Annotated in this window: 13 protein-coding genes and 1 pseudogene; 11 read left to right on the top strand and 3 right to left on the bottom strand. The window is 61.7% G+C overall.

From position 1 onward, the window contains the following. Both KVQ74_RS28845 and KVQ74_RS28840 read left to right on the top strand, forming a co-directional pair. Positions 1-7117 (top strand): annotated as a pseudogene (locus tag KVQ74_RS28845) (LapA family giant adhesin); the annotation flags it as partial. Between the two features lie 146 nt (positions 7118-7263). Next, a complete protein-coding gene (locus KVQ74_RS28840) occupies positions 7264-7602 on the top strand; it encodes a tryptophan synthase subunit beta (RefSeq protein ID WP_217834771.1) in 339 nt (112 codons plus the stop codon). A 245-nt stretch (positions 7603-7847) separates the two neighbouring features. Here KVQ74_RS28840 and lapD read toward each other — a convergent pair whose 3' ends face one another. Together lapD and lapG are read right to left on the bottom strand one after the other, a co-directional pair. After that, positions 7848-9794 (bottom strand): cyclic di-GMP receptor LapD, encoded by a 1947-nt coding sequence (lapD, locus tag KVQ74_RS28835; RefSeq protein ID WP_217834770.1) that lies wholly within the window; start codon positions 9792-9794, stop codon positions 7848-7850. 14 nt (positions 9795-9808) lie between these two features. Then, the gene (gene lapG / locus KVQ74_RS28830; protein WP_217834769.1) at positions 9809-10501 is read right to left on the bottom strand and encodes a cysteine protease LapG; all 693 of its coding nucleotides are present in this window, start codon (positions 10499-10501) and stop codon (positions 9809-9811) included. Positions 10502-10698: 197 nt separating this feature from the next. Here lapG and KVQ74_RS28825 point away from each other — a divergent pair, with 197 nt between their 5' ends. The 5 genes from KVQ74_RS28825 (at position 10699) to KVQ74_RS28805 (ending at position 17793) form a co-directional block, all read left to right on the top strand. Beyond that, positions 10699-11409, top strand: a complete 711-nt coding sequence (locus KVQ74_RS28825) for a GntR family transcriptional regulator (RefSeq protein WP_217834768.1) — start codon at positions 10699-10701, stop codon at positions 11407-11409. Positions 11410-12163: 754 nt separating this feature from the next. Next, positions 12164-12937 (top strand): DUF3050 domain-containing protein, encoded by a 774-nt coding sequence (locus tag KVQ74_RS28820; protein WP_217834767.1) that lies wholly within the window; start codon positions 12164-12166, stop codon positions 12935-12937. After that, complete coding sequence (locus tag KVQ74_RS28815) at positions 12934-13863, top strand: diiron oxygenase (protein ID WP_217834766.1); 930 nt, start codon at positions 12934-12936, stop codon at positions 13861-13863. The genes KVQ74_RS28820 and KVQ74_RS28815 overlap by 4 nt, the downstream gene beginning before the upstream one ends. Before the next feature lie 13 nt (positions 13864-13876). Further along, the gene (locus KVQ74_RS28810) at positions 13877-17293 is read left to right on the top strand and encodes a non-ribosomal peptide synthetase (RefSeq protein ID WP_217834765.1); all 3417 of its coding nucleotides are present in this window, start codon (positions 13877-13879) and stop codon (positions 17291-17293) included. A gap of 32 nt (positions 17294-17325) precedes the next feature. After that, on the top strand, positions 17326-17793 hold the full coding sequence (locus KVQ74_RS28805) for an SRPBCC family protein (protein WP_217834764.1): 468 nt from the start codon (positions 17326-17328) through the stop codon (positions 17791-17793). A 58-nt stretch (positions 17794-17851) separates the two neighbouring features. Here the strand turns inward: KVQ74_RS28805 and KVQ74_RS28800 are convergent, their stop codons facing one another. After that, positions 17852-19732, bottom strand: a complete 1881-nt coding sequence (locus KVQ74_RS28800; RefSeq protein ID WP_217834763.1) for a methyl-accepting chemotaxis protein — start codon at positions 19730-19732, stop codon at positions 17852-17854. A gap of 312 nt (positions 19733-20044) precedes the next feature. On the opposite strand from KVQ74_RS28800, the gene KVQ74_RS28795 reads away from it, so the two are divergent. From KVQ74_RS28795 to KVQ74_RS28780, 4 genes are all read left to right on the top strand, one after another. Then, positions 20045-20545 carry a sigma-70 family RNA polymerase sigma factor gene (locus tag KVQ74_RS28795; RefSeq protein WP_217834762.1) on the top strand — a complete coding sequence of 167 codons (501 nt, stop codon included), beginning with the start codon at positions 20045-20047 and terminating at the stop codon, positions 20543-20545. After that, positions 20545-21549, top strand: coding sequence for a FecR domain-containing protein (locus tag KVQ74_RS28790; protein WP_217834761.1), 1005 nt, complete (start codon positions 20545-20547; stop codon positions 21547-21549). The genes KVQ74_RS28795 and KVQ74_RS28790 overlap by 1 nt, the downstream gene beginning before the upstream one ends. Positions 21550-21636: 87 nt before the next feature. After that, on the top strand, positions 21637-24138 hold the full coding sequence (locus KVQ74_RS28785; RefSeq protein WP_217834760.1) for a TonB-dependent siderophore receptor: 2502 nt from the start codon (positions 21637-21639) through the stop codon (positions 24136-24138). A gap of 76 nt (positions 24139-24214) precedes the next feature. Next, positions 24215-25393, top strand: coding sequence for a PepSY-associated TM helix domain-containing protein (locus tag KVQ74_RS28780; protein WP_217834759.1), 1179 nt, complete (start codon positions 24215-24217; stop codon positions 25391-25393). Positions 25394-25462: the final 69 nt, after the last annotated feature.

Here is a 25462-nt window from a genome sequence, read left to right as displayed (position 1 = left end):
ACCACCACCGTGAAGCTCACCGCTTCCGAAACGGCGACAGAAGGTGGCACTGTTACTTACACCGCCACTGTCGGCGCCCCCGTCACTGGCTCGCCAGTGACCGTGACCCTGTCCAACGGCCAATCGATCACCATCGAAGTCGGCAAGACCACCGGCACCGTGACCACCACGGCGCCAAACGATGCGCTGACTGGCCACGCACCGCTGACCAACGCAATCACCGATGTGAGCGGTGGTAACTACGAAAATCTGGTCGCCGACAAGACACCGGTTTCGACCACTGTCACCGACACCGTCGACACCACCAACCTGTCGCTCAGCGCGACCGGCTCCGTGGCTGAGGGTGGTTCGATCATCTACACCGCCACGCTGACCAACGCTGCCGGCTCGCCAGTGACCGTGACTCTGTCGAACGGCGCTGTGATCACCATCGATGCCGGTAAAACCACTGGTACGGTGACCGTTCCGGCACCGGCCGATGACGTCTACAAAGACGCAGGCAAAGTCGAAGCAACCATTTCGACCGCCACCGGTGGCAATTTCGAAAATCTGGTACCGAGCACTGTTCCGGCAGTGACTCAGGTCACCGACACCATCGACACCACCACGGTCAAACTGACCGCGACAGAGTCGGCGGCGGAAGGTGGCACCGTCACTTACACCGCCACTGTTGGAGCGCCAGTCACCGGTTCGCCAGTCACCGTAACCCTGTCCAACGGCCAATCGATCACTATCGAAGTCGGCAAGACCACCGGCACCGTGACCACCACGGCGCCGAACGATGCATTGACCGGTCACGCACCGCTGACCAACGCGATCACCGATGTGAGCGGTGGTAACTACGAAAACCTGGTGGCTGATAAGACGCCGGTTTCGACCACTGTTACTGACACCGTCGACACGACTAACCTGTCGCTGAGCGCGACCGGTTCCGTAGCCGAAGGTGGTTCGATTGTTTACACCGCTACCCTGACTAACGCTGCTGGCTCGCCAGTCACCGTGACCCTGAGCAATGGCGCGGTCATTACCATCGACGCTGGTAAAACCACCGGTACCGTGACCGTTCCGGCTCCCGCTGATGACGTCTACAAAGACGCCGGCAAAGTCGAAACAACCATTTCGACCGCCACCGGCGGCAACTTCGAGAATCTGGTACCAAGCACTGTTCCGGCAGTGACTCAGGTCACCGATACCATCGACACCACCACCGTGAAGCTCACCGCTTCCGAAACGGCGGCAGAAGGTGGCACCGTCACTTACACCGCCACTGTTGGAGCGCCAGTCACCGGTTCTCCTGTGACCGTGAACCTGTCCAACGGCCAGTCGATCACCATCGAAGTCGGCAAGACCACCGGCACCGTTACCACTACGGCGCCTAACGACGTGCTGACCGGTCACGCTCCACTGACCAACGCCATCACCAACGTCAGCGGCGGCAACTACGAGAATCTGGTCGCCGACAAGACGCCGGTCAGCACCACCGTGACTGACACCGTCGACACCACCAACCTGTCGCTCAGCGCCACCAACACGGTCGCCGAGGGTGGTTCGATCGTCTACACCGCGACCCTGACCAACGCTGCTGGCTCGCCAGTAACTGTGACTCTGTCGAATGGCGCCGTCATCACCATCGACGCCGGCAAAACCACCGGCACGGTGACCGTTCCGGCTCCATCGGATGACGTCTACAAGGACGCCGGCCCGGTGCAGGCCACGATCACCAACGCTACCGGTGGCAACTTCGAAAATCTGGTGACCAGCAGTACACCAGCCGTAACCCAGGTCACTGACACCATCGACACCACTACCGTGAAGCTGACGGCGACCGCGTCGGCGGCTGAAGGTAGCACCGTCACCTACACCGCGACTGTCGGTGCGCCAGTGACCGGTTCTCCTGTGACCGTGAACCTGTCCAACGGCCAGTCGATCACCATCGAAGTCGGCAAGACCACCGGCACCGTGACCACTACGGCGCCTAACGACGTGCTGACCGGTCACGCTCCACTGACCAACGCCATCACCAACATCAGCGGCGGCAACTACGAGAATCTGGTCGCCGACAAGACGCCGGTCAGCACCACCGTCACCGACACCATCGACACCACCAACCTGTCGCTGAGCGCGACCGGCACCGTCGCCGAAGGTGGTTCGATCGTCTACACCGCGACCCTGACCAACGCTGCTGGCTCGCCAGTAACTGTGACTCTGTCGAATGGCGCCGTCATCACCATCGACGCCGGCAAAACCACCGGCACTGTGACCGTTCCAGCACCGGCCGACGACGTCTACAAAGACGCTGGCAATGTGCAGGCCACGATCACCANCGCCAGCGTCACCGACACCATCGACACCACGACCGTGAAGCTCACCGCAACCGGTACAGCGGCCGAAGGTGGCACCGTCACCTACACCGCGACGGTTGGCGCTCCGGTCACCGGCTCGCCAGTGACCGTAAACCTGTCCAACGGCCAGTCGATCACCATCGAAGTGGGTAAAACCACCGGCACCGTGACCACCACTGCACCGAACGATGCGCTGACCGGTCACGCTCCACTGACCAACGCCATCACCAACGTCAGCGGCGGCAACTACGAGAATCTGGTCGCCGACAAGACGCCGGTCAGCACCACCGTGACTGACACCGTCGACACCACCAACCTGTCGCTCAGCGCGACCGGCACAGTGGCCGAAGGTGGTTCGATTGTTTACACCGCGACCCTGACCAACGCCGCCGGCTCGCCGGTCACCGTAACCCTGAGCAACGGCGCCGTGATCACCATCGACGCCGGCAAAACCACCGGCACCGTGACCGTTCCAGCTCACCGCAACCGGTACAGCGGCCGAAGGTAGCACCGTCACCTACACCGCGACTGTTGGCGCACCAGTGACCGGCTCGCCTGTGACCGTGACCCTGTCCAACGGCCAATCGATCACCATCGAAGTCGGCAAAACCACCGGCACCGTGACTACCACCGCACCGAATGATGCGCTGACCGGTCATGCGCCACTGACCAACGCAATCACCAACGTCAGCGGCGGCAACTACGAGAACCTCGTTGCCGACAAGACGCCGGTCAGCACCACCGTCACCGACACCATCGACACCACCAACCTGTCGCTCAGCGCCACCAACACGGTCGCAGAGGGCGGTTCGATCATCTACACCGCCACTCTGACCAACGCCGCCGGCTCGCCAGTCACTGTGACTCTGTCGAACGGCGCCGTGATCACCATCGACGCCGGCAAAACCACCGGCACCGTGACCGTTCCCGCGCCAACCGACGACGTCTACAAAGACGCCGGTCCGGTGCAGGCATCGATCACCAACGCTACCGGTGGCAACTTCGAAAACCTGGTAACCAGCAACACGCCAGCCGTGACCAACGTCACCGATACCATCGACAAGACCGAAGTCAGCATTTCCGGCAGCGCCTCGGTGACCGAAGGCCAGACCGCCAGCTACACCGTCAGCCTGACCCACCCGGCGCAGACCGAAGTGACCCTGAAAATCGTCTACAGCGGCACCGCCGCCGACGGTTCGGACTTCACCGGCGTGTACACCGTGAAGATCCCGGCAGGCGCCAGCAGCGCGCAGTTCAACGTGGCGACCATCGACGACAAGATCACCGAAGGCACCGAAAACTTCGTGGTCAAGATCGACTCGGCCACCGGCGGCAACTTCGAGAACCTGGCGGTCAGCAGCACCAATGGCAGCGTCAGCACCTCGATCATCGACAACGATGCGCCACCGGTTCTCGACCTCGACGCCAACAATTCCAGCGGTGCCACCGGGGCCGACTACAAGGTGACGTTCACCGAGAACACCCCGGGCGCGGGCGTGTCGATCGCCGACACCGACATCAGCATCACCGACCCGGACAGCACCATGCTGACCGGCGCCACCATCGTGCTGACCAACCGTCAGCCGGGCGACTCGCTGAACCTGGGCAACAGCGTCAACGGCATCACCATCAATGCCAACAGCAAGGATGGATCGATCACGCTGACCCTGTCGGGCAACGCGACGCTGGCCGACTACATGCAGCAGATCAAGAACATCACCTTCACCAACAACAGTGAAGATCCGAGCACCGTGCCGCGCACCATCACCGTGACGGTAACCGACGGTGGCAACTACTCCAACGTCGCGACCACCACGGTCAACGTGGTGGCGGTCAACGACGCGCCAGTGGCAGCACCGGTCAACGTCACCGGCACCGAAGACACCCCGCTGATCCTCGGCTGGTCGACCTTCGGCGTCAGCGACGTCGACAGCCCGGCCAGCAGCCTGGGCGTGAAAATCACCCAACTGCCGGGCGAAGGCAAACTGCAGTATCTGGACGGTTCGACCTGGAAAGACGTTGCCAACAACCAGACCTTCAGCAAGGCCGACATCGATGCCGGCAAGCTGCGCTTCCTGCCGGACGCCAACGAATCGGGCGTCAACGGTTACGGCGGCAGCGGCCTGGGCAACAACCAGGCGGACTACGCGCAGATCAAGTTCCAGCCGACTGATGGCCAACTGCTGGGCAACACCGGCACGATCAAGATCGACATCACCCCAGTGGCGGATGCACCGACCCTGTCGGTCGCCGACAACAGCGTGAAGTCCACCGGGCTGATCAAGGAAGTCTGGACCGGTCTGTCGGGCCTGGGCACCGACGGCAGCGGCGCCAACCCGACCACCCTGAAAAACGTGATCGATGCCGCCGGTACGGCGAACACCAAAGGCACCGTGACCAACGTGCAGTCCGACGGCAGCGTGGCCGCCGGTACGGCGTCGAAGACCTCCGGTTTGATCTACCTCGAAGCCGGCAAGACCTACACCTTCAGCGGTACGGGCGACGACAGCCTGCTGGTGACCATTGGCGGCAAGAGCGTGGCGTCGACGACGTGGGGCGCGGGCGGCAACCTCAACGGTTCGTTCACCCCGACCACCAGCGGCTACTACACCCTGGACATCTACCACCACAACCAGAGCGGCCCGGGCAGCTACGACGTCAACCTGTCGGTCAACGGCAGCACGCTGATCGACCTGAGCAGCGCCGGCGTGCCGCTGTACACCGGCGTGACGGATCTGGTGAACTCCGGCGTGACCGTGTCCGATCTGCATGGCGCCAACGGCGAAGGCTACTACGACGGCTACAAGCTCAACACCGGCGCCGAAGGCACCACCGTGAAGCTGTCGTCGGTAAGCACCGGCCTGACCGACACCGACGGTTCGGAAACCCTGAGCGTGAAGATCAGCGGCGCACCGGTCGGTTCGGTACTCAGCGACGGCGCCGGCCACAGCTTTACCGTGACCGCGACCAGTGGCGACGCCAACGTCACCGGCTGGAACCTCGGCACCCTGACCGTGACCCCGCCGACCTACTACAACGGCCAGTTCAACCTGACCGTGACCTCGACCTCCACCGAGTTCGTGGGCGGCTCGGCCAGCACCACCGCGACCATCCCGGTCACCGTGGTGCCGGCGGTCTACAACTCCATCGTCGCCACAGCGGCCGATGACACCATCACCGGCACCGACGGCAACGACATCATGGTCGCCGACATCGGCGGTCTGACCGTGGTGCCGGGCACCAACTACAACATCGCGTTCATGGTCGACAGCTCCGGCAGTATGAGCGCTTCGTCGATCAGTGCCGCCAAGGACTCGCTGACGTCGGTGTTCAACACCCTCAAGCAAAGCCTGGGCAGCAACTCCGGCACGGTGAACATCTTCCTGGTGGACTTCGATACCCAGGTCAACAAGTCGGTGTCGGTGAACCTCAACGACCCGAACGCGCTGACCCAGCTCAAGGCTGTTCTGGACTCGATGTCGTCCGGCGGCGGCACCAACTACGAAGACGTGTTCAAGGCCACGGCCAACTTCTTCCAGAGCACTGAAGCAGTGGCCAACACCGGGGCGAAGAACCTCACCTACTTCATCACCGACGGCCAGCCGACCTACTACCAGAGCGGCGAGCAGACCAACCCGACGCTGTACGGCAGCGTCAAGCTCGACAGCGTGGTGAATACCACCAACTACAAGCTGGGCAACAGCTTCGCCACCTACATCGACAGCACTCACTACCTGAGCATCAGCACCGCCGGGGAAGTGGTGTTGCAGACGTACAAGAACGGCAACTGGAACTGGAGCAGCCTGGGCACCATCCACGCCCAGGGTGACGGCACCTACGAGCTGTCGAGCCTGGCGGGCAGTGGCAACAGCACTTCGTCGACCACCACCGACAACTCCAACAGTGCCTTCGCCCTGCTCAGCGGCCTGTCGAACGTCGAAGCGATCGGTATCAACAGCGGTGTCAGCCTCAACGACCTGAAACCGTATGACAGCGATCACACGCCACAGACCAACATCGATCCGAAGGATCTGGCCAACTCGATCATCGGTCACACCGAAGCGACCATGCCGGGCAACGACACCGTCAGCGGTGGCGACGGCAACGACATCCTGTTCGGCGACCTGGTGAGCTTCAACGGCATTGCCGGTGAGGGCTACCAGGCGATGCAGGCGTTCGTCGCGCAGCAGACCGGCGTGGATGTCAGCAAAGTCACCACCAGCAACGTGCATCAGTACATCACCGAGCACTATCAGGCGTTCGATGTGTCCGGTACCCACGACGGCAACGACACACTGCTGGGTGGCGCAGGCAATGACATCCTGTTCGGCTCGGGCGGCAACGACCTGCTCGATGGCGGCAAAGGCAATGACATCCTGCTCGGCGGGACCGGCAACGACACGCTGATCGGCGGCCAGGGCAACGACATCCTGATCGGCGGATCCGGTGCCGACACCTTCGTCTGGAAGGCTGGCGACACCGGTAACGACGTGATCAAGGACTTCAAGGCCAGCGAAGGTGACCGCATCGACCTGCGCGATCTGTTGCAGGGCGAGACCGGCAGCACCATCGACAACTTCCTGAAGATCACCACGGTCGACGGCACCTCGACGCTGCAAGTCAGCTCGGGCGGCAAGTTCAACTCCGGCGACGCGGCAGCCGCCACCCCGGACGTGACGATCAAACTGGAAGGCAACAACTGGTCGAGCGCCAACATTCACAACCTGATTGCCGGCAGCGACCCGACCATCAAGGTCGACCACAACAACAGCTGATACGTGAACAAAACGGCCGCCCTACGGGGCGGTCGTCACGTTTGCAGCCAATGCCCGATGACGATTACGTCGCCGCACCGCATACTCGCGTGCAGTTGGCTATGCTGCTGACAGCATGACGCGAGTTCATTTCCGAGGGACGCTCAATGTTTTACGTGCAACGCGATGCGCAAGGCCTGTTGATTCGCGTGGAAGCTGCGGCCTACGCCGAGGCCACGGGAACGCTGCCGGCCGATCATGTTGAAATCCAGGAATGGTTCGCCAACGTGGCCGTGGAAAAAAGTCTCCATCAGCTCAAGCAGAGCGACATGGAGATGATTCGGGTACTCGACGACCTGATTCAGGTGCTGACCCAGAAAGGCGTGATTCGCGTCACCGACCTGCCACCGGCGGCCCAGGCGAAACTGATGGACCGTACCCATGCGCGTGAGGCGTTGGGCGGTTTGAGTCAGTTGATTGACGAGGATGAAAGTGGGTTGATCTGATTCCGCTGCAAGTCAAAAGCCCCACACCCCAGCCCTCTCCCGGAGGGAGAGGGGGCACACCGAGGTGTCTCACGGCATCCGTCGACCTGAAAGATCGAGCCGATTATGGATTCGGCCCCCATCGTTCAGGTCAATACATTGGATTCAACGCAGTACTCTCAGATCGATGCACTTCTCAAGCAACCCCCAATCAGTCCCCTAACCCTCTGGGAGAGGGTTAGGGTGAGGGGGCCACTCTCAATGACTCACCGCCAGGGCTTGGGCTCACCGAACAACTGGCCCTGAACCCCATACAGCCCCATCTCGCGAATCACCGACAACTCCCCTTCGGTCTCGACCCGCTCGGCAATCAGCGGCAGGTCAATACTGTGCGCCGCACGCTGAATCGCCTCGATGAACAGCCGCTTGTCACCCTCCTGATCGATCGCCCGAATGTAGCTGCCATCGATCTTCAGGTACGCCAGCCCCAGCCGCGCCAGGTTGCCGATCATGCTGAAGCGTCCGCCAAAGCGCTGCAGGCTCAGGGAGAACCCAAGTTCACGCAGACGCCGGGTCAACTGCTCCAGCACCGCTTGTTCGGGCAATTGCTCTTCGCCGATTTCCAGGGTCAGGCGTGGGCCGAGGTTGGAGTGCGCCCGCAGAACGTCGAACACCTTGTTCAGCGCCTGCGGATCGGCAAGGGTCGCCGAGGACAGGTTCAGCGCCAGCGATTGCTCGTGATCGGCCATCTGCTCCAGCACCCGCTCGAGCATCAGCCGGTCCAGCCGCGCGGTCCAGCCAAAGCGCTCCAGCCACGGCAGGAAGCGCCCGGCGGGAATGGTCTGGCCCTGATCATCGAGCAGCCGCGACAGCACTTTGTAATGCAGCACCAGTTGCGTGTCTTGCGCCGCCACCACCGGTTGGAAGAACAGCTCGAAACGACGCTGGGTCAACGCCTGATCGAGCAGGCGATGCCAGGCGTGGTGATCGTCGCCAACGTCCGCCACCAGGCTGTGATCGAGACACGCCCAGTTCTGCTCGCCCTGCCCTTCGGCCTGCGCCAGCGCCTGATCGCCAAGGCTGAGCACCGCTTGCGGCGAATCGCCGTGAGCGAACGGCGCCAGGCCGATGGAGGCCACTGCCGCCACGTCGGTGGCACCGGTCGCGTGCAGGCTCGCCAGCGCGCCGTCGAGGTTCTGCGCCAGCTGCAGCGCTTCTTCGCGCACCAGCCCCGGCGCCAGCACGGCAAACTCACCGCCACGGATCCGGGTCACGAGGTTCTGGGTTTCCGGGTATTTGGCGCACTCGCGGGAAAGTTGCTCGCCGACAGCCTTGAGCAATTCATCGGTGCGCTGACCGCCCAGGCGCTGGTTGAGCCCGGCCAGATCCTTGACCCGCAACAGCAGCAGATAACCGGAACTGGCCTGCTCCGGATTGCTCACCCGGGCATTGAGTTGCATCTCGAAATAGCGTCGGTTGGCAAGCCCCGTGAGGTTGTCCTGATAGGACTCGGCGCGCAGTTTTTCACTGCGCTCGGCCTGCTCCTGGAATAGCGCCTTGAGCTTCTCCACCATCTGGTTCATCGCCAGCACCACGCGCCGCAGTTCTGGGGTGCGCGGCAGATCCGGCAGGCTGAGGAATTCGCGGCGGGCGATGGCGTGGGACTGTTTGACCATGTAATCCAGCGGCCGCAATTGCCGACGCAGCAGCAACGCACCAAGCACCGCACTCACCGCGCCGCAGACCAGCAGCCAGCCGAGGCTGCCCAGGGCGCTCTGCCAGAGTTTGGCGAGGGCGAACATCGGATGGCTGACCACCTCGACCCGCGCCGCCTGCTCCCAGCCGCGACTGACCAGCGCATCGCCGCCGGCCGGCTCCAGGCCGATCAGTTTGACGAACCAGTCCGGCACGTTGCTGACCGCCGGAATGCCGCTGCGCTCGACGATGGTCTGATCGGTTTTCAGATCGACCACACGGATGCTCGCGTAATAGCCGCTGTCGAAAATCGAACTGACCAGCAACTCGACCATCGCCGGGTCGTCGATGTTCGGGGTCAACGACAGCGCCAGCGCCGTGGCGGCGTCCTGGGCGTGGGAGCGCAACTGGTTGACGTACTGGGTGCGCGAGCTTTCCAGACTGACCATGAAGCTGCCGGTGAAGGCGACCACCAGGAACAGACAGATAGCGATCAACAGCTGTTTGAACAAAGACATCTGAGCGCGTGCTCCTAGTTAGTCGTCTCGACCGGGAAACCTTCGGCCTGCATTTTCTTCAACACATCCTGCCAGCGCGACAGGCGTTTGGTGTCACCGACCTTCTTGTTGCCCTTGGCCCCCGGCAGGTACAGACCTTCGGCATTGAAAGAGTAGACCGGCAGCAAATCGGTTCGCTCGGCGGCCGGTTTGATCGGGTCGATCAGGCTGTCGAGCACCAGCGGCATGGCGTCGGGGCTGGAATAGTAGGTCAAGACCATGTGCGCGCGATTCTGACGCAGGGCCTTGACGTAGGTGATGCGCAACTTGTCACTGGCGACGCCCAGATGACGCAGGCTGAAATACTTGGCGATGGCGTAGTCTTCGCAATCGCCGGCGCCCTTCCACAGGGCTTCGATCGGAGTTTCCCAATAATCGACCTCGTGCCACAGGTCGATGTCTTCGACGTAGCGCATCTGTTTGTTGAAAAACAGGTTCACCACTTTGAGTTTTTCCATCTCGCTGACCTGCTTCTGCGTGGCCAGCAGATTCTGCCAGGCATCGATCCGCTGCTGCCCGGCCCCCAGGGGCCCGTACAGCGCCGTGGCCTTGCGGCTGATCGCGGAAAAATCCCAATCGGCATGCAGGCCGCCCAGCATGACGCCGGCCAGCAGCAGTGCGCAGCCGAGCCAGCGCACAGTCCGAGGAATCGCGAATCGTACCGCCAATGCCAAGCATCCAGAGGGCAGGAAGAAAGCGTTTGATGGTGAAGGTTAGCCCAGCAAAAAACAATGGCACCCTGAGATCATCGGCGACGCGCTAAACTGCATGTATGACTGGTTTCCTCTACACGGTTTGACAACTTGTAGAGCAATCACTAGTGTCCTTTGGATCCAAATTCCGTAGTTAGACAGGGTGTGCAGTTGTGACCCAGAAGCCCAAGCCACTCCATAGCATCAAAGTCGACGGCCCGATCCCCGCGCACCTGGCGCGCTCGGTCATCGAAGAAACCCTGCGCGCTGCCATTCTCGACGGCCGCCTGCCCTGCGGCACCGCCGTGCGCCAGCAGGACCTGGCGGATCTGTTCGGTGTCAGTCGCATGCCGGTACGCGAAGCCTTGCGCCAACTGGAGGCTCAGGGCCTGTTGAGCGTGGTCGCCCACAAAGGCGCCGTGGTCGCGCCGCTGATCCAGGGCGACGCCACGGAAACCTACGAGCTGCGCATCCTGCTCGAGACCGAGGCGCTGCGCCAGTCGATCCCGCTGCTCACCGAATCCGATCATCAACGCGCGGCCGGCTACATCGAAGAACTCGAAACCGAGCATAACTACACCGAGATGGGCCGGCTCAACCGCCTGTTCCACATGGCGCTCTACTGCAAGGCCTCCAACGGCCGATTGCTGCGACTGGTGGAAGACGGACTGAATGAGGAGGAGCGCTTCCTGCGTTTCAACCTTGAGGCGATGGGCCTGGGCAAGCTGTCCCAGGACGATCACCGGGCGCTGTTGCAGGCGGTGAAAGAGCGTGACGTCGAGCACGCCTTGCATCTGCTCGAGCAACACCTCAACCGTGGCGTCGAGGTCATCACCCGCTACCTTGCCAGCACCAGCGGCCAGACGCGCAAAGCAAACCGCTGAAGCATCTGCCGGGCGACGCTCCAGCGCGCGTCCGGCGAATCACCCTCTTACAAATCCTCCCCCCGGCCCCGGTGAATTACCGTGGCACATCCGCGCCAGCGCTCTAACCTCCCTCTGCCCACGCAGCCCGGAACCTGCCGCAAGGAACACGCTCCGGCGATAGCCGCGGCGCCAATTTACGCGCACCCTTGGACGGCCAACCCCATAAAGAACGGGTGACGTACCGTCCCAACGGAGCAGTCCCCGCACCAAGAACCTACGGAAGGAGCCTTGTCACGGGAAAAGGAAGCAAGGCCGCCGTTCAGGCCAACTTCATCCCCGCAAATTCATTTCAATTAATCCATTAAAAGTTGCTTCGAGTGAGGCATTCACTCTTATTGCAAAATTTTGGCGAACAATCGCCGAAAGGAGCAACTACGCCCAAATAAAACTCAACTTAAAAGTTTTATCAGCTCTTCTCATACTTGCGAAACTGATAACTTGAAATAATTAAAAAATATACTTGTTAAGTTGTTTTGCGATGTATTAATTTTTCTTCGCCGAATTTGGATATGAATCCAGAAACCGGCACCACTGAGCAGTAGGCCTTTAAACACGGCGTTTCAAAATCGTGTTGCTGTTACCGGCCTTTCAAAAAAACCGTGAACTTTCATCGAACCGAATGAGGCTGTCGCTCGCCTGGACAAATATGTCCAACGCAGTTAGCCACTGTTTGAACACACCCTATATCCCAAGAAGCCAGAGGCTCGCCAACATGCCAACTAAAGAACAACTTTCATCGAAGAAAGCCGAACTCAGCGTTCACCCGATTTTTTCCGAAATCAACTCGCTGTCGGTGCTGCGCCGGTTCATGGAATCCCATGTGTTTGCCGTATGGGACTTCATGTCGCTGACCAAACGCCTGCAACAGGAACTGACCTGCACCCGCCTCCCGTGGCTGCCGCCGCGCGATCCCCACGCCGCGCGGTTGATCAATGAAATCGTGCTGGGCGAAGAGTCCGATGACCGGCTGTCGCACGGGCATTACAGTCACTTCGAACTGTATCTGGACGCCATGCGCGAAGTCGGCGCGGACACCACGGCGGTGGAGCGCTTCGTCGCGCTGCAACAGGAAGGCGTGAGCTACGACGTCGCGCTGCAAAGCGTCGACATCGATCCGGCCGTGGCGCAGTTCGTTCGCGACACCCTGCACACCGCGCTGCACGCGCCGGGGCATAGCGTCGCCGCAGCATTCCTGCACGGTCGCGAGAGCGTGATCCCGACCATGTTCCAACGCATGCTCGACGCCTGGGGCATCGGTGTCGAACAGGCGCCGACCTTCCGTTACTACCTGCAGCGACACATCGAGGTCGACTCCGAAGACCACGGCCCCGCTGCGGAAAACCTGCTGGAGCGGCTGGTCGATGGCGACCCGCAGCGTCAGGCCGAAGTCTATGCCAGCGCCGTCGCCGCCGTGGAAAGCCGCATCGCGTTGTGGGACGGCCTGCGTCTGAGCATGCGCGAAGCGCTGGTGGAGGTGGCCGAATGAACGCCGCCGATTACCAATCCTTCGCCGACGCCTGGGAGAACCGCGCGACCATCCGCACCCGACCGCGCCGTGTGCTGGAGGACGACGAACGTCTGATCTATCCGACCAGCCGCCAGCCGTTGGTACTCAGTGAAGTGTTCCTGCGCGAGTGCCCCGAACAGCGGGATTTCGCCCTGGTGCAGACGCTGTACAAATTCATCAACGACGTGGTGATTTTCGAGACCGAAATCGTCGACAAGACCGCCCGCAGCATCGCCAAGAACCGCTTCCCGGTGGCCTTCCCGTTCCCTTGCCGCTACGACGCGATGACCGTGGTGGTGGACGAGGATTACCACGCCCTGGTGGCGATGGATTTCATGCAGCAGACGATGGCCATGACCGGCATCGCGCCCATCGACTTGCCCCACGAGATCGAGCTGAGCCGGGCGATCCCGGCGGCGGTGGAACTGGCGCCTGAACCACTGCGCAGTGCCGTGGAACTGATCTGCGTGGCCATCGCCGAAAACACCGTGACCGGCGATGTCGCGGCGTTCGCCCGGGACGATACGGTCAAGGCGTCGATCAAGGGCCTGATGGCCGATCACCTGCTCGATGAGGGCCGCCACTCGAGTTTCTGGGCACGCATGGTGCGCATCTACTGGCACACCGCGAGCGACGCGGATCGCCAGTGCATCGCCGAGATTCTGCCGGTGTTCATCGGCCATTACCTGACCAACGACATCCAGAAGGCCTTCGACCTGCGCCTGATCGACGCCCTGCCGGTCAACGACGCCACGCGCCGCGCGCTCAAGGACGAGATGGCCGGGCTGGCCTTCCCGATCAATCGCCACCACCCGCTGGTGGGCAACATCGTGCGGTTTTTCCACAGCAGTTCGCTGCTCGACACGCCCTGCGTGCAGCACGCCCTGCGTGACTATCTGGTTTGATGAGGAGGCTGACATGAGACGTCTCGACATTCTGCTGATCGGCTGCAGCCAGGCCATGACCGACCTGGCGCAGGAACTGGAACAACACGGTCACTCACTCACGCGGCTGAGCGACACCGACGGGCGAGCCTCATTCGCCATGGACCTGACGATCGACGACGGCACCTGCGCGCCTGGGAATTTCGCCCCGACGCCGCACCTGTCACTGCGTCTGGGCATCGGCGCGACCGGCGCCGGCGGCTTGCCGACGCTGGACCTGCTGTGCCTGCACAACGGGACACTGCTGAGCCGCGTGCCGATGGCCGACGAGCCGTCCGGCAACGGTCAGTCCCTGCGCGTGCGGACGCTGGCGCAGGTGGTGGACGAAGTGGCGCTGCTGGTCAGCCGCTTCTCCCGCGACGCCGAGTATTTCCAGCACGCCACAAGTGCTCGCGCGCCGGATTTCGAGCAGGTGGAAAACCTGCGTTGGCTCGACAGCCTGGCCTACGTCCATCGCCTCAATGCCACGGCCCATCCGAAGCTGTTGCAACTGGCGCAGCGCCCGATGATCGAGCGCCTGCAACAGAGCCTGATCGAACATGCCGAACGGCCGGCGCTGCACATCGCCGAACAATCGATCAGCTACCGTCAGTTACACGCTCACAGTCGGGCGATCCAGCAACGCTTGCTGCCGCTGCTCGAACAGCATCCGCAACCGTGGGTGGTCGGCATCTGCCTGCCGAAAAGCAGCGCGCTGTTCGCCTCGATCCTGGCGATCCTCGGCAGCGGCGCGGTGTATCTGCCGCTGGAGCCGAGCCATCCGTTGCAGCGCCAGCAATACATTCTGGAAAACGCCGGGGCGTTGCTGCTGTTGCACGACGGCGAGCATCCGCTCAGCGCTTCGATGCCGGGGCTGGACGTCAACGCCATCGACAGCGCTGGCGCCGATCCGGCGCAGCCGCTGATGCGCCAACGGCCACAACACGATGCCCCGTGCATGGCGCTCTACACCTCGGGCACCACCGGGCATCCGAAAGGCGTGCTGCTCAGTCAGGCGAACCTGGCGCACTTCACCGCGTGGTACGCCGATTACGCGCAGCTCGACGCGCAGAGCCGGGTGCTGCAGTTTTCCTCGTTGAGTTTCGACTCATCGCTGATCGACATCTTCGCAACCCTGATCGAAGGCGCTGAACTGGTGGTGCCCGACGACAACCAGCGGCGCGATCCGCTGCAACTGGTGGCGCTGATTCGCCGCCGGCAATTGAGCCATGCGTTTCTGCCCCCGGCACTGCTGAGCATCCTGCCGCTGGAGCAACTGAGCAGCGTCGGCCAAGTGATGACCGGCGGCGACGTCTGCGAGCCGTTCGTGATCGAGCAACTGACGCGTCAGGGCAAACTGCACAACCTCTACGGCCCCACCGAAGCCACGGTGCTGATCACCGCCCGGCAACTGCGACCGGGCGACAGCAATCGCAGCCTCGGCGGCCCGATTGCCAACAGCCAGGTGCTGATCCTCGATGACGATCTGCAACCGGTGCCCGAGCAGACGGTCGGCGAATTGTTCATCGTCGGCCCCGGCGTTTGCCTGGGTTACGTGAACAATCCGCAACAGACCGCCGAGCGCTACCTGAACCTGGAACTGCCGGACGGCCAGCGTCTGCGCGCCTACCGCAGCGGCGACATGGCCAAGTGGGGCGAGCACGGCATCGAGCTGTGCGGGCGGCGCGACAATCAGGTGAAGATCCGGGGCTTCCGGGTCGAGCCGGAGGAAATCGAGCGCTGCCTGCGGGAAAGTCAGCTGTACCGTCAGGTGGCGGTGCTGATCGATTCGCAGCGGCGAATCCTGGCGTTCCTCGCCCAACCCCAGGAAGACCAGCCGGGGGCTGCGCGCGAAGCGTTGAAGGCGCACGCCCGGCAATTTCTACCGGACTACATGCAACCGGTGGCGTGGAGCGAATTGCCGAGCATGCCGTACGCCAGCAACGGCAAGGTCGACCGCAAGGCCTTGCTCGAGCTGCCGGTCAGCGTGCAGGACAGCGGCCCGAAATGCCTGCCGGCGAACGCCGACGAAGCCTTGCTGCTGGAGATCTGGGCGGAACTGCTGGAGCTGCCGGGCAGCGACATTTCCACCGACGAGAGTTTCTTCAATCTTGGCGGCCATTCCATTCTGCTGTCGCGCATGCTTCTGCGGCTGCGTGAAGAATTCGGGCGCAGCATCTCGATCAACCGCTTCATCGAACTGCCGACCATCGTCAAACTCGCCACCCTGGTGCGCGGCACCGACGACAGCGCCGTACTCAGCGCCCAGGCCATGGCTGACGCGGAGCGCGAGCTGGACATCGAGCCGCTGCCGATCAGCCGCATGGGCGATGTGCATAAGGTCATCGTCACCGGCGCCAACAGTTTTGTCGGCGTGCATATCGTCGAAGCACTGTTGGGCTGGGGCGCCAGCGAGGTGGCGTGCCTGGTGCGTGACGGCGGCGGGCAAACCGCTGCGCAACGCTTTGCCCAGGCCCTGCGCGAGAACCGTCTCGAACACCTGGACCTGAGTCGGGTGCGAGTCTACGCCGCAGACATCAGCCGACCGCAACTGGGACTGGCCGATGCCGATTATCAGCGGCTCGACCAGACATTCGGCGCGCTGGTGCATAACGCGGCCAACGTCAATCACGTCCTCGATTACGAGTCGCTGGCGGCGGACAACGTCGAGCCGATCTTCGAGCTGCTGCGCCTGTGCGAAGGCCGCAGCAAGAAGGTGTTCAATTTCGTCTCGACGCTGTCGGCTTCCAGCACCGTTGATGAGCAGGGCCGGGTGCTGGAACTGCCTGCCGCGCCGACGCCGCCGATCTACATCCGCAACGGCTACAACCTGTCGAAATGGGTGGGCGAGCGCATCCTCGAACGCGCCCGGGAACGCGGTGTGCGGGTCAACCTCTATCGTCCCGGCAACATCAGTTTCAACAGCCTCAGCGGCGTCTGCCAGCCGCACAAGAACCGTTTGATGCTGATGCTCAAGGGCTCGATCCAGCTCGGTCAGGTGCCGGCCTTCGCGCTGAATTTCGACCTGATGCCGGTGGACTTCCTCGCCCGCTTCATCGCCTTCCACGCCAGCCGTTATGCGCCGCAACGCGCGGTGTTCAACCTGCACAACCCCGAACCTCTGAGCTGGGACGCCTACGTCGCGTCGTTCCGCGACACCGGCAGCGAGTTCTCGCTGGTCAGCGTCGCCGACTGGCAACAGCAACTGGGTCGGGTCGATGCCGACAACGCGCTGTTCGGCGTACTCGGTTTCTACCTCAACGGCTTCGAGGAGGACATCGGCGACATCTCCCTGATCGGTCACGCCAACGCCCAGGCCGGCGTGCGGCAGATGGGCGCGCGCTACCCGGAAAAATCCCCGGCGCTGCTGCGCCGGGGCTGCGACTACCTGAAAGAAATCAACTTCATCTGAAAGCCATCAACCGCAAGAAAAGGAGCAACATCATGAGCAATCTGCAACCCGATACCCTGATCAGAAATCCCCACGGCTGCCACGTCGTGTCTTCGGTGGAAGTGCCGGTGGAAGCGGCGAAGGTCTGGGCGGTGGTCGGTGATTTCGGCGGTTTCCAGCAATTCATTCCGGCGCTGTCGCACATTGAAATGACCGGCGAAGGCGTGTCTTCGCTGCGCAAGAAGTTCTTCAAGGACGGCAACGTGGTGGTCGAGCAACTCAACTCCCGGGACGACCGAGGGCTGAGCATGACCTGGACCACGATCTACAACACCCTGGGCGTCGGCCATCTGTGGGCGGCGATGAATGTGGAGCCGCTGGGCGCGGAAAAATCCCGGGCGACCTGGACGATCATTGCCGAGCCGGCCTCGGGCGGCGCCGACGCGCTGCCGGGATTCAAGGATTTCGTGCAGGGGTTTGCCGATGATGCGATGGGCAATGTCTTGAAGCTATTTGTGTAAGGCAAAAAAAACCTGCTGCGGATCACTCCGCAGCAGGTTCGATTTTTTCAGCAACTGATCAGATCTTGAAGCTGTCCACCAACTGCTTCAACCGATTGGCCTGCTGCGACAGTGCATCGCAATCCTTCAACGTTTCGTTGAGGTTGGCCACGCTCTGCTGGTTCAGCAGGTTGATCTGGTTGACGTCGACGTTGAGGGTTTCCACCACGGCGGTCTGCTCTTCGGTCGCGGCCGCCACCGACTGGTTCATGCCGTCGATTTCGCCGATGCGCTGGGTCACGCTGACCAGCCGCAGACCGGCCTGATTCGCCACTTCAACGCTTTGCTCACTGGAGGCCTGGCTGGCGTTCATGGTGGTCACCGCTTCGCGCGAACCGACTTGCAGCGAGGTAATCATCTTGTGAATCTCTTCCGCCGACTCCTGGGTACGGTGGGCGAGGTTACGCACCTCGTCCGCCACCACCGCGAAGCCACGACCGGCCTCACCGGCACGGGCCGCTTCGATGGCCGCGTTGAGCGCCAGCAGGTTGGTTTGCTGGGAGATGCCTTTGATCACATCGAGAATGTGACCGATGTTGTCGGTGCTGGCATTCAGGGTTTCGATCTGGGTACACGACAGGCTGATCTTCTGCGACAACTCGGTCATGGCGAGGATCGTCTGCTCGACCACCTGACGCCCGTCATCGGCCTGCTCGCTGGCGCCGCTGGCGTGTTGCGAAGCATCGGCAGCATTGCGGGCGATTTCCTGAGTGGCCGCGCCCAACTGGTTGATTGCAGCAGCCACGCTGTTGGTGCGCGCACTTTGTTCGTCGGAACCGATGATCGAAGCGTTGGAGGACGTCATCACCCGTTGCGACAGGTCATGCACCTGGCGAGTGGCCGAGGACACTTCGCAGATCGAGGCGTGAATCCGCTCCACGAACTGGTTGAACGAGCTGCCGAGTTCGCCGAACTCATCCTTGCTTTCCACCACCAGGCGTCGGGTCAGATCGCCTTCGCCCTGGGCGATGTCCTGCATCGCACGGCCCATGGTGGTCAGCGGGCGCATCAACACGTTGATCAACAGGCTCAGCAGCACCGCAATCGCCGCTACCGCGACGAACATGGCGATCAGCGCCGACGTGCGGAATTGGCCGAGCGCAGCGTAGGCCTTGTCGCGGTCGATCGACAGACCAATGTACCACTCGGCATTTGGCAGACCGCTGACCGGGGTGAACGACAGGATGCGTTCCTGGCCGTTGAGCACCACGTTCTGGTTACCTTTCTCGATGCGCACGCTGGCGTTCGGGTAGATGTCCTTCAGGTTTTTCATCACCTGGTCCTTGTCCGGGCTGACGATCACCTGACCGTCGCCGCTGACCAGGAACGCATGGCCGATGCCGCCGAAGTCCACCGAGTTGATGATCTTCACCAGGGTTTCCAGACTCAGGTCACCGCCGACCACGCCCAGCAATTCGCCATTGCTTTTCACCGGCAGGGCGATGGTCACCACCAGCCCACCGACCGCCGCCATGTAAGGCGGGGTCAGCATGGTCTTGTCGGCGGCCACCGCCTGCTTGTACCAGGGACGCTGACGCGGATCGTAACCATCCGGCATCTTCGCGTCGGGGCGCTGGGTAAACACGCCGTTGGCCTGGCCGACGTAGGTGAACTGGAAGTTCGAGGTCAAGGCCGGCTGATCGACCAGGCCAGGCAGATCGGCGTTCTTGCCTTGGTGGGCGACGTTCTGGGCGAGGTTTTCCAGCACCAGAATTCGTCCGCTCATCCAGTTCTGCACGCTGCTGGCGGTCAGATCACCGGCCTGCTGCACGGAGGACTGCAGGTTCTGGCGAATGGTGTTTCGCTGCAGATAGTCGTTGTAGAGCGTAAACAACGCGAACGCCAGGACCACGACGCCCGAGGCGGCCAACAGGATTTTATGGCTGAACTTGAGATTCATTTCATGGGACTTCTTATGCCAAAAGTGGGGATGCGTTCCGGATGCAACATTCCATGTACAGCGCAGGCAGCGTTCTTCTGGCTGCTCTACTTTGGTGCACGCATGTCTCACCAGTCTGTCGGCACACTTCGGATAAATCTTAGGGTCATGTACGAAATGGACGGCATTTCTGCCAGATTCCCGCCGAACGGCGTACTAGAGCGGCCGCTGTCGGATTTTTTGTGACAGTCGCTGGAGCGGCGGTTGCAAAATCTGTAACTCCTGATGACAATGCGACTAATTATCATTTGTGACGTCCGGGCTGTCGCGTTCATGTCCTCATCTGAGTTGGCTGTACAGGCGCTTTACAGTAGTCATCACGGCTGGCTCAACGGGTGGCTGCGCGCACGGCTGGGCAACGCGGCCGATGCGGCGGATCTGGCCCAGGACACGTTCCTGCGTCTGCTGCAACGCACCGAACGCCTGGAACTCAAGGCACCCCGGGCCTTCCTGCGCACCATCGCGCGCGGTCTGGTCATCGACCATTGGCGCCGCGAAGAAATCGAACGCGCCTATCTGGAAACCATCGCCCATCTGCCGGAAGCCGAAACCCCGAGTGCCGAGGCCCGTGCCCTGGTGATCGAGCTGCTGGAAAGCATCGCCCGAATGCTTGAAGGACTTAAGCCGAAAGTGCGTCAGGCGTTTCTCCTGGCGCAGTGCGAAGGTTTGACCCACAAACAGATAGCCGAGCAGATGGGCCTGTCCCTGCGCTCAGTGGAGCGTTACGTCGCCGATGCGTTGTATCACTGTTATGTGCTGAGGTATGCCGCCTGATGCCTGTGGATAACCTCTCGCTCGGGCGCCGCGCCGAGCCGCAGCCACAAGTGGTCAAACAGGCCATCCACTGGCTGTTGCGCCTGCGCAACAATCACGGCAATCCGCGCCTCAATCACCAGTGCGAACAATGGCGGGCCGAACACCATGAGCACGAACTGGCCTGGCAGCGAGTACAGACACTGCAAGCCGAATTGAGCCACAACCTGCGATCCGTCCCCGGCGCGCAGGTGGCATTCAATACGCTGGAGAACAGCGCGCAAGGTCTGGGTCGACGTCAGGCGCTGAAGCTGTTGTCCGGTGCCTTGCTGGTGGGTTCCGCTGCCTGGCTCGCCAGGGACACGGCCGCCTGGCAGCAATGGAGCGCCGACTACGCCACCGCCACCGGCGAGCGCCGCGCGTTCCAGTTGCCGGACGGCACGCGCCTGGAACTCAACACCGCGAGTGCCGTGGACCTGGACTACACGGCACAGCAGCGCCTGATCCGATTGAATCGTGGCGAAATCATCGTCACCTGCGGGGGTGCCGACGAAGGCGCGCCGTTCGAGCGGCCACTGCGGGTGCAGGACCGTCACGGCACCTATGAGCCATTCAACGCACGGTTCATCCTGCGCCAGGAAGGTGATTGCACGCGCCTGAGCGTCACCGGCGGACGCGTCGCCATTCATTCGTCACGCAGCGCCTCCATCGACGTGCTGGCCGGGCAGAGCTATCTGGTCGACCGTCATCAAGCGCGCCCGGCGCCGCCACTGGATATGGAGGCGGGCGCGTGGATCGACGGATTGATCGTCACCCGCAACATGCGTCTCGCCGATTTCCTCAACGAAGTCGCCCGCTACCGCCATGGCCTGCTGAACTGCGCATCGCAAGTCGCGGATCTGCGCCTTTCCGGGGTGTTCCGTCTCGAAGACACCGACAAGCTGCTGGCGATCCTGCCGCAAACCCTGCCGGTGCAAGTGCGCTACCGCACCCGCTGGTGGGTGACGCTGGAGCGCGCGGTCTGAATTTATTTTGGCGGGTTTTCACGGCAAGTCCGGCTTAGTCAGTAAGCACTTTCACTCAGCCTTCGCGACTTCCTACGGAAACCTACAATGACTGCGCGCGTTACCTGTAAGAACCCTCTGAATTTCACCGTCGAATCGGGCCTGTTGCGACAGGCCGTGCGAGCGGCGCTGTTGTCCACTGCGCTGGGCGTCGGTGTGATGCCTGCAATCAGCATGGCCGCCGACGCGAATCAGGTCAGCAGCCAGCGCTACAGCGTCGCGGCAGGCCCGCTGGGCGACGCACTCAATCAGTTCGCACGGCAGGCGGGCATCACCTTGTCGATGACCCCGCAACAGACCCAGGGCCGGCAATCCGCCGGGGTTCAGGGTGAATATTCGACCGATCAGGCGTTGAGCCATCTGCTCGCAGGTTCGGGCCTCGAAGCCGTCAGCCAGGACGGCAGCAGCTACGTACTTCGCACCGTCGCAGACAGCGAAGCACTCGCCCTGCCGACCACCGACATCAAAGGCTTCGCCCTCGGCAACGCGCTGGGCAGCATGGAAGGCTACAACGCCACGCACAGCCAGATCGCCACCAAAACCAGTACCGCGCTGCTGGAAACCTCACAAAGCGTGTCCGTGGTCACTCGCGAGCAGATGGATGACCAGGGCTCGCAAACCGTGTCACAAACCATGCGCTACACCCCGGGCGTGCTGACCAACCCTTACGGCGCCACTCACCGCTACGACTACGTGGCCATGCGCGGCTTCAACGACGGCTCCGTGGACAACATCTACCTCGACGGCCTGAAGTCCATGGGCGACAGCGGCACCTACAGCACCATGCAGGTCGATCCGTATTTCCTCGAGCGCGTCGATATTCTGAAAGGCCCGTCATCGGTGCTCTACGGTCGCAGTTCGCCGGGCGGTCTGGTGGCGCTGACCAGCAAGAAGCCGCTTTACGAGGCTTACCATCAGGTCCAGGCGACGGTCGGGACCCAAGGGCAGCGCGGGGTCGGTTTTGACTTCAGCGGCCCGGTCGATGACGACAAGCGCATTGCCTATCGTCTGATCGGTTTGACGGATCAGTCCGACACGCAGTTCGACCACAACAAGGAAAAGCGCTTCGCCCTCGCGCCGACCGTCAGCATAGATTTCAGCGAAGACACGTCGCTGACCCTGCAGGCGTACCTGCAACACGACCCGGAGGGTGGCTACCACGGCGGCGTCCCGGCCGACGGCACGATTCACCAGCGCAACGGCAACCGGATATCGCCGCACTTCTTCGAGGGCGAACCGGGGATCGATGGTTACTCCCGCGACCAGCAATCGTTCGGCTATCAGTTCGAGCATCGCTTCAACGACGTGTTTACCGCCCGGCAGAATTTCCGTTACCTCGACTCCAAAGTGAACATGGATCAGGTCTATGCCTACGGCTGGACATCACCGACCAGCAACGAGCTGAACCGCTACTACACCGGCGGTGACGAGCGTCTGCATGCGTTTATCGTCGACAACATGCTGCAGGCCGAATTCTTCACCGGGGCCACCAAGCACACGGTCCTGATGGGCGCCGATTATCAACGGCGCAAAACCGTGGTCGACTGGACCAGCGGAGGGCTGGAGCCGATCAACGCGTTTAATCCTGTTTACGGCAATTCGACAATCACCCCGTACGGTGAAACCAGCTACCTGCGCCGCCTGGAACAGACCGGCGTCTACCTGCAAGACCTGATCGAGATGGACAAATGGCGCTTCTCCCTCGGCCTGCGTCAGGACTGGGTCGAGACGTCGGACGAAAACCGCATTGCCGAAGCCGGGCGCCCGGTCGGCACCGAGATCAATGACAGACGCACCAAGCTGACCGGTCGCGTCGGCGCGCTGTATCTGTTCGATAACGGCCTGGCGCCGTACCTCAGCTACTCCGAGTCGTTCAATCCGAACTCCTATGCCGACAGCGCCGGCAATCCCCTGGCGCCTACCGACGGTACGCAGTGGGAAGCGGGCCTGAAATATCAGCCGCCGGGCACCGACAATCTGTTTACCGCATCGCTGTTCCGCATCGATCAGGAGAACCTGGCGACCAAGTTACCGCAGGAAAACTTCTACCGGGCTGTAGGCGCTGTTCGCTCCCAAGGTCTGGAACTGGAAGCACACCTGCAGCTCACCGACCACCTGAAAGTCCTCGGCAGCTACACCTTCACCGACATCGAGTACTCGAAGTCGATGGTCAGCACGTTGAGCACACCCACCAATGTGATCGAGAACAAGGGTAATTCGCCGACCCAGGCGCCGCGACACATGGCGTCGCTGTGGGCGGACTACAAGTTCGACAGCGCCGCGCTCGATGGCCTGCGTCTGGGCGGCGGCGTGCGGTATGTCGGCTATAGCTGGGCCGATGCGGAAAACACCCTGAAGGTGCCGTCTTACACGTTGTTCGACGCGTCGATCGGCTATGACCTGGGCAAGGTCGGCTTGAAGGGCGTCGACGTACGTCTGAACGCGAACAATCTGACCAACGAATCCTACGTGGCTTCCTGTGCCAGCCTGAACTTCTGCTACATGGGCGAAGAGCGCAACGTCACCGCGACGGTCAGCTACCAGTTCTAAGCCTTTTGTCCTGTGCAAAAAAAGCCAGCCCCTGATGTTCAGGGGCTGGCTTTATCGTATCTGTGGGGAAGTTTTCATGCGTGCATTTCTGGTTTTACTGCATCGCTACATTGGCTTGGCGACAGCGGTTTTTTTACTGTTGGCCGGGATCACCGGCAGCATTCTGGCGTTCAACCATGAGCTGGATGAGTGGCTCAATCCGGAGTTTTATCAGGCCTCCGCTCAGGGGCTGCGGTTGCCTGCAGGGGATCTGGTCGACACGGTGCAGGCTGCGCATCCGAAGCTGCAAGTCTGGTACATGGAATATCCCGCTGAAGCGGGTCATACCGCATTGCTGGCGACGGTGCCCCGGACTGATCCGGCGACAGGCAAGCCTTACGCCGAGCGCAATCAAGTGTTTTATCTCGATCCCGTAAGCGGCGAGCAGAAAGGTGAACGTTACTGGGGTGAGTGCTGCTTTCAACGGCAGAACTTCGTTCCGTTCATTCTCGAGTTTCATTACAACCTGACACTGCCCGGGAATTGGGGATTATTGTTGATGGGGCTGGTGGCGATCGCTTGGGTAATCGATTGCTTCATCGCGTTGTGGCTGACCCTACCGAGAGGTAGACCGTTCTGGAAGAAATGGTCGATGGCCTGGAAGGTCAAGGGCGGACATACCTATCGACTCAACTTCGACCTGCATCGAGCGGGAGGTTTATGGCTGTGGTTGTTGCTGCTGCCAATCGCCATCAGCAGCGTGGCGATGAACCTGCCGAGTCAGGTATTCAAGCCAGTGGTGTCCCTGTTTTCACCGATTGAACCCAGCGTTTATGAGGCCCGGGGGCGAATGCCAGCCGAAGATCTGGGCGTCACTCAATTGAGTTATCAACAGGCGTATGAAAGAGCAGAACAAGAGGGGAAAAGGTTAGGGCTGACCGCCGCAATCGGCGAGTTGTATTACAGCTTTGAGTACAACTTCTACGGTGCCGGATTTGGACAACACGACACTGAAGCTCACGGCAAATCCTGGTTGTTCTTCCACGGCACCGACGGGCGATTATTAGGACAGGAAATCGCAGGAGAGGGGACGCTGGGAGAGCAGTTCTATCGGTTGCAGTTGCCGATACATGGTGGGCGAATCATTGGTTTCACCGGGCAAGTGATGATCGCGGTGCTGGGTGTTCTGATTGCAGGGTTGTCGGGAACTGGCGTCTACATCTGGTGGCGCAAATGGCAGGCTCGTCGAAGCAGCAAGGCACGTAAAGCAGTTTGAATTCGTCAGGCCCTGAAACGACAAAACCCCAATTGCTTTCGCAATTGGGGTTTCGGAATTTAATCTTGA

Source organism: Pseudomonas botevensis, assembly GCF_019145475.1.
In the GTDB taxonomy this organism is placed as follows: Bacteria; Pseudomonadota; Gammaproteobacteria; order Pseudomonadales; family Pseudomonadaceae; genus Aquipseudomonas; species Aquipseudomonas botevensis.
Note: the sequence above shows the minus strand (reverse complement) of the source record. Positions and strands in the feature narration are given on the sequence as shown.

What these genes read in the sequence shown, in the direction of transcription:
- KVQ74_RS28820 (WP_217834767.1), top strand. Translation starts at nt 12,164, where the DNA reads ATGCCAACTAAAGAACAACTTTCATCGAAGAAAGCCGAACTCAGCGTT.
- KVQ74_RS28815 (WP_217834766.1), top strand. Translation starts at nt 12,934, where the DNA reads ATGAACGCCGCCGATTACCAATCCTTCGCCGACGCCTGGGAGAACCGC.
- lapD (WP_217834770.1), bottom strand. Translation starts at nt 9,794, where the DNA reads ATGTCTTTGTTCAAACAGCTGTTGATCGCTATCTGTCTGTTCCTGGTG.
- KVQ74_RS28840 (WP_217834771.1), top strand. Translation starts at nt 7,264, where the DNA reads ATGTTTTACGTGCAACGCGATGCGCAAGGCCTGTTGATTCGCGTGGAA.
- KVQ74_RS28810 (WP_217834765.1), top strand. Translation starts at nt 13,877, where the DNA reads ATGAGACGTCTCGACATTCTGCTGATCGGCTGCAGCCAGGCCATGACC.
- KVQ74_RS28780 (WP_217834759.1), top strand. Translation starts at nt 24,215, where the DNA reads ATGCGTGCATTTCTGGTTTTACTGCATCGCTACATTGGCTTGGCGACA.
- KVQ74_RS28805 (WP_217834764.1), top strand. Translation starts at nt 17,326, where the DNA reads ATGAGCAATCTGCAACCCGATACCCTGATCAGAAATCCCCACGGCTGC.
- KVQ74_RS28795 (WP_217834762.1), top strand. Translation starts at nt 20,045, where the DNA reads ATGTCCTCATCTGAGTTGGCTGTACAGGCGCTTTACAGTAGTCATCAC.
- KVQ74_RS28785 (WP_217834760.1), top strand. Translation starts at nt 21,637, where the DNA reads ATGACTGCGCGCGTTACCTGTAAGAACCCTCTGAATTTCACCGTCGAA.
- KVQ74_RS28800 (WP_217834763.1), bottom strand. Translation starts at nt 19,732, where the DNA reads ATGAATCTCAAGTTCAGCCATAAAATCCTGTTGGCCGCCTCGGGCGTC.
- KVQ74_RS28790 (WP_217834761.1), top strand. Translation starts at nt 20,545, where the DNA reads ATGCCTGTGGATAACCTCTCGCTCGGGCGCCGCGCCGAGCCGCAGCCA.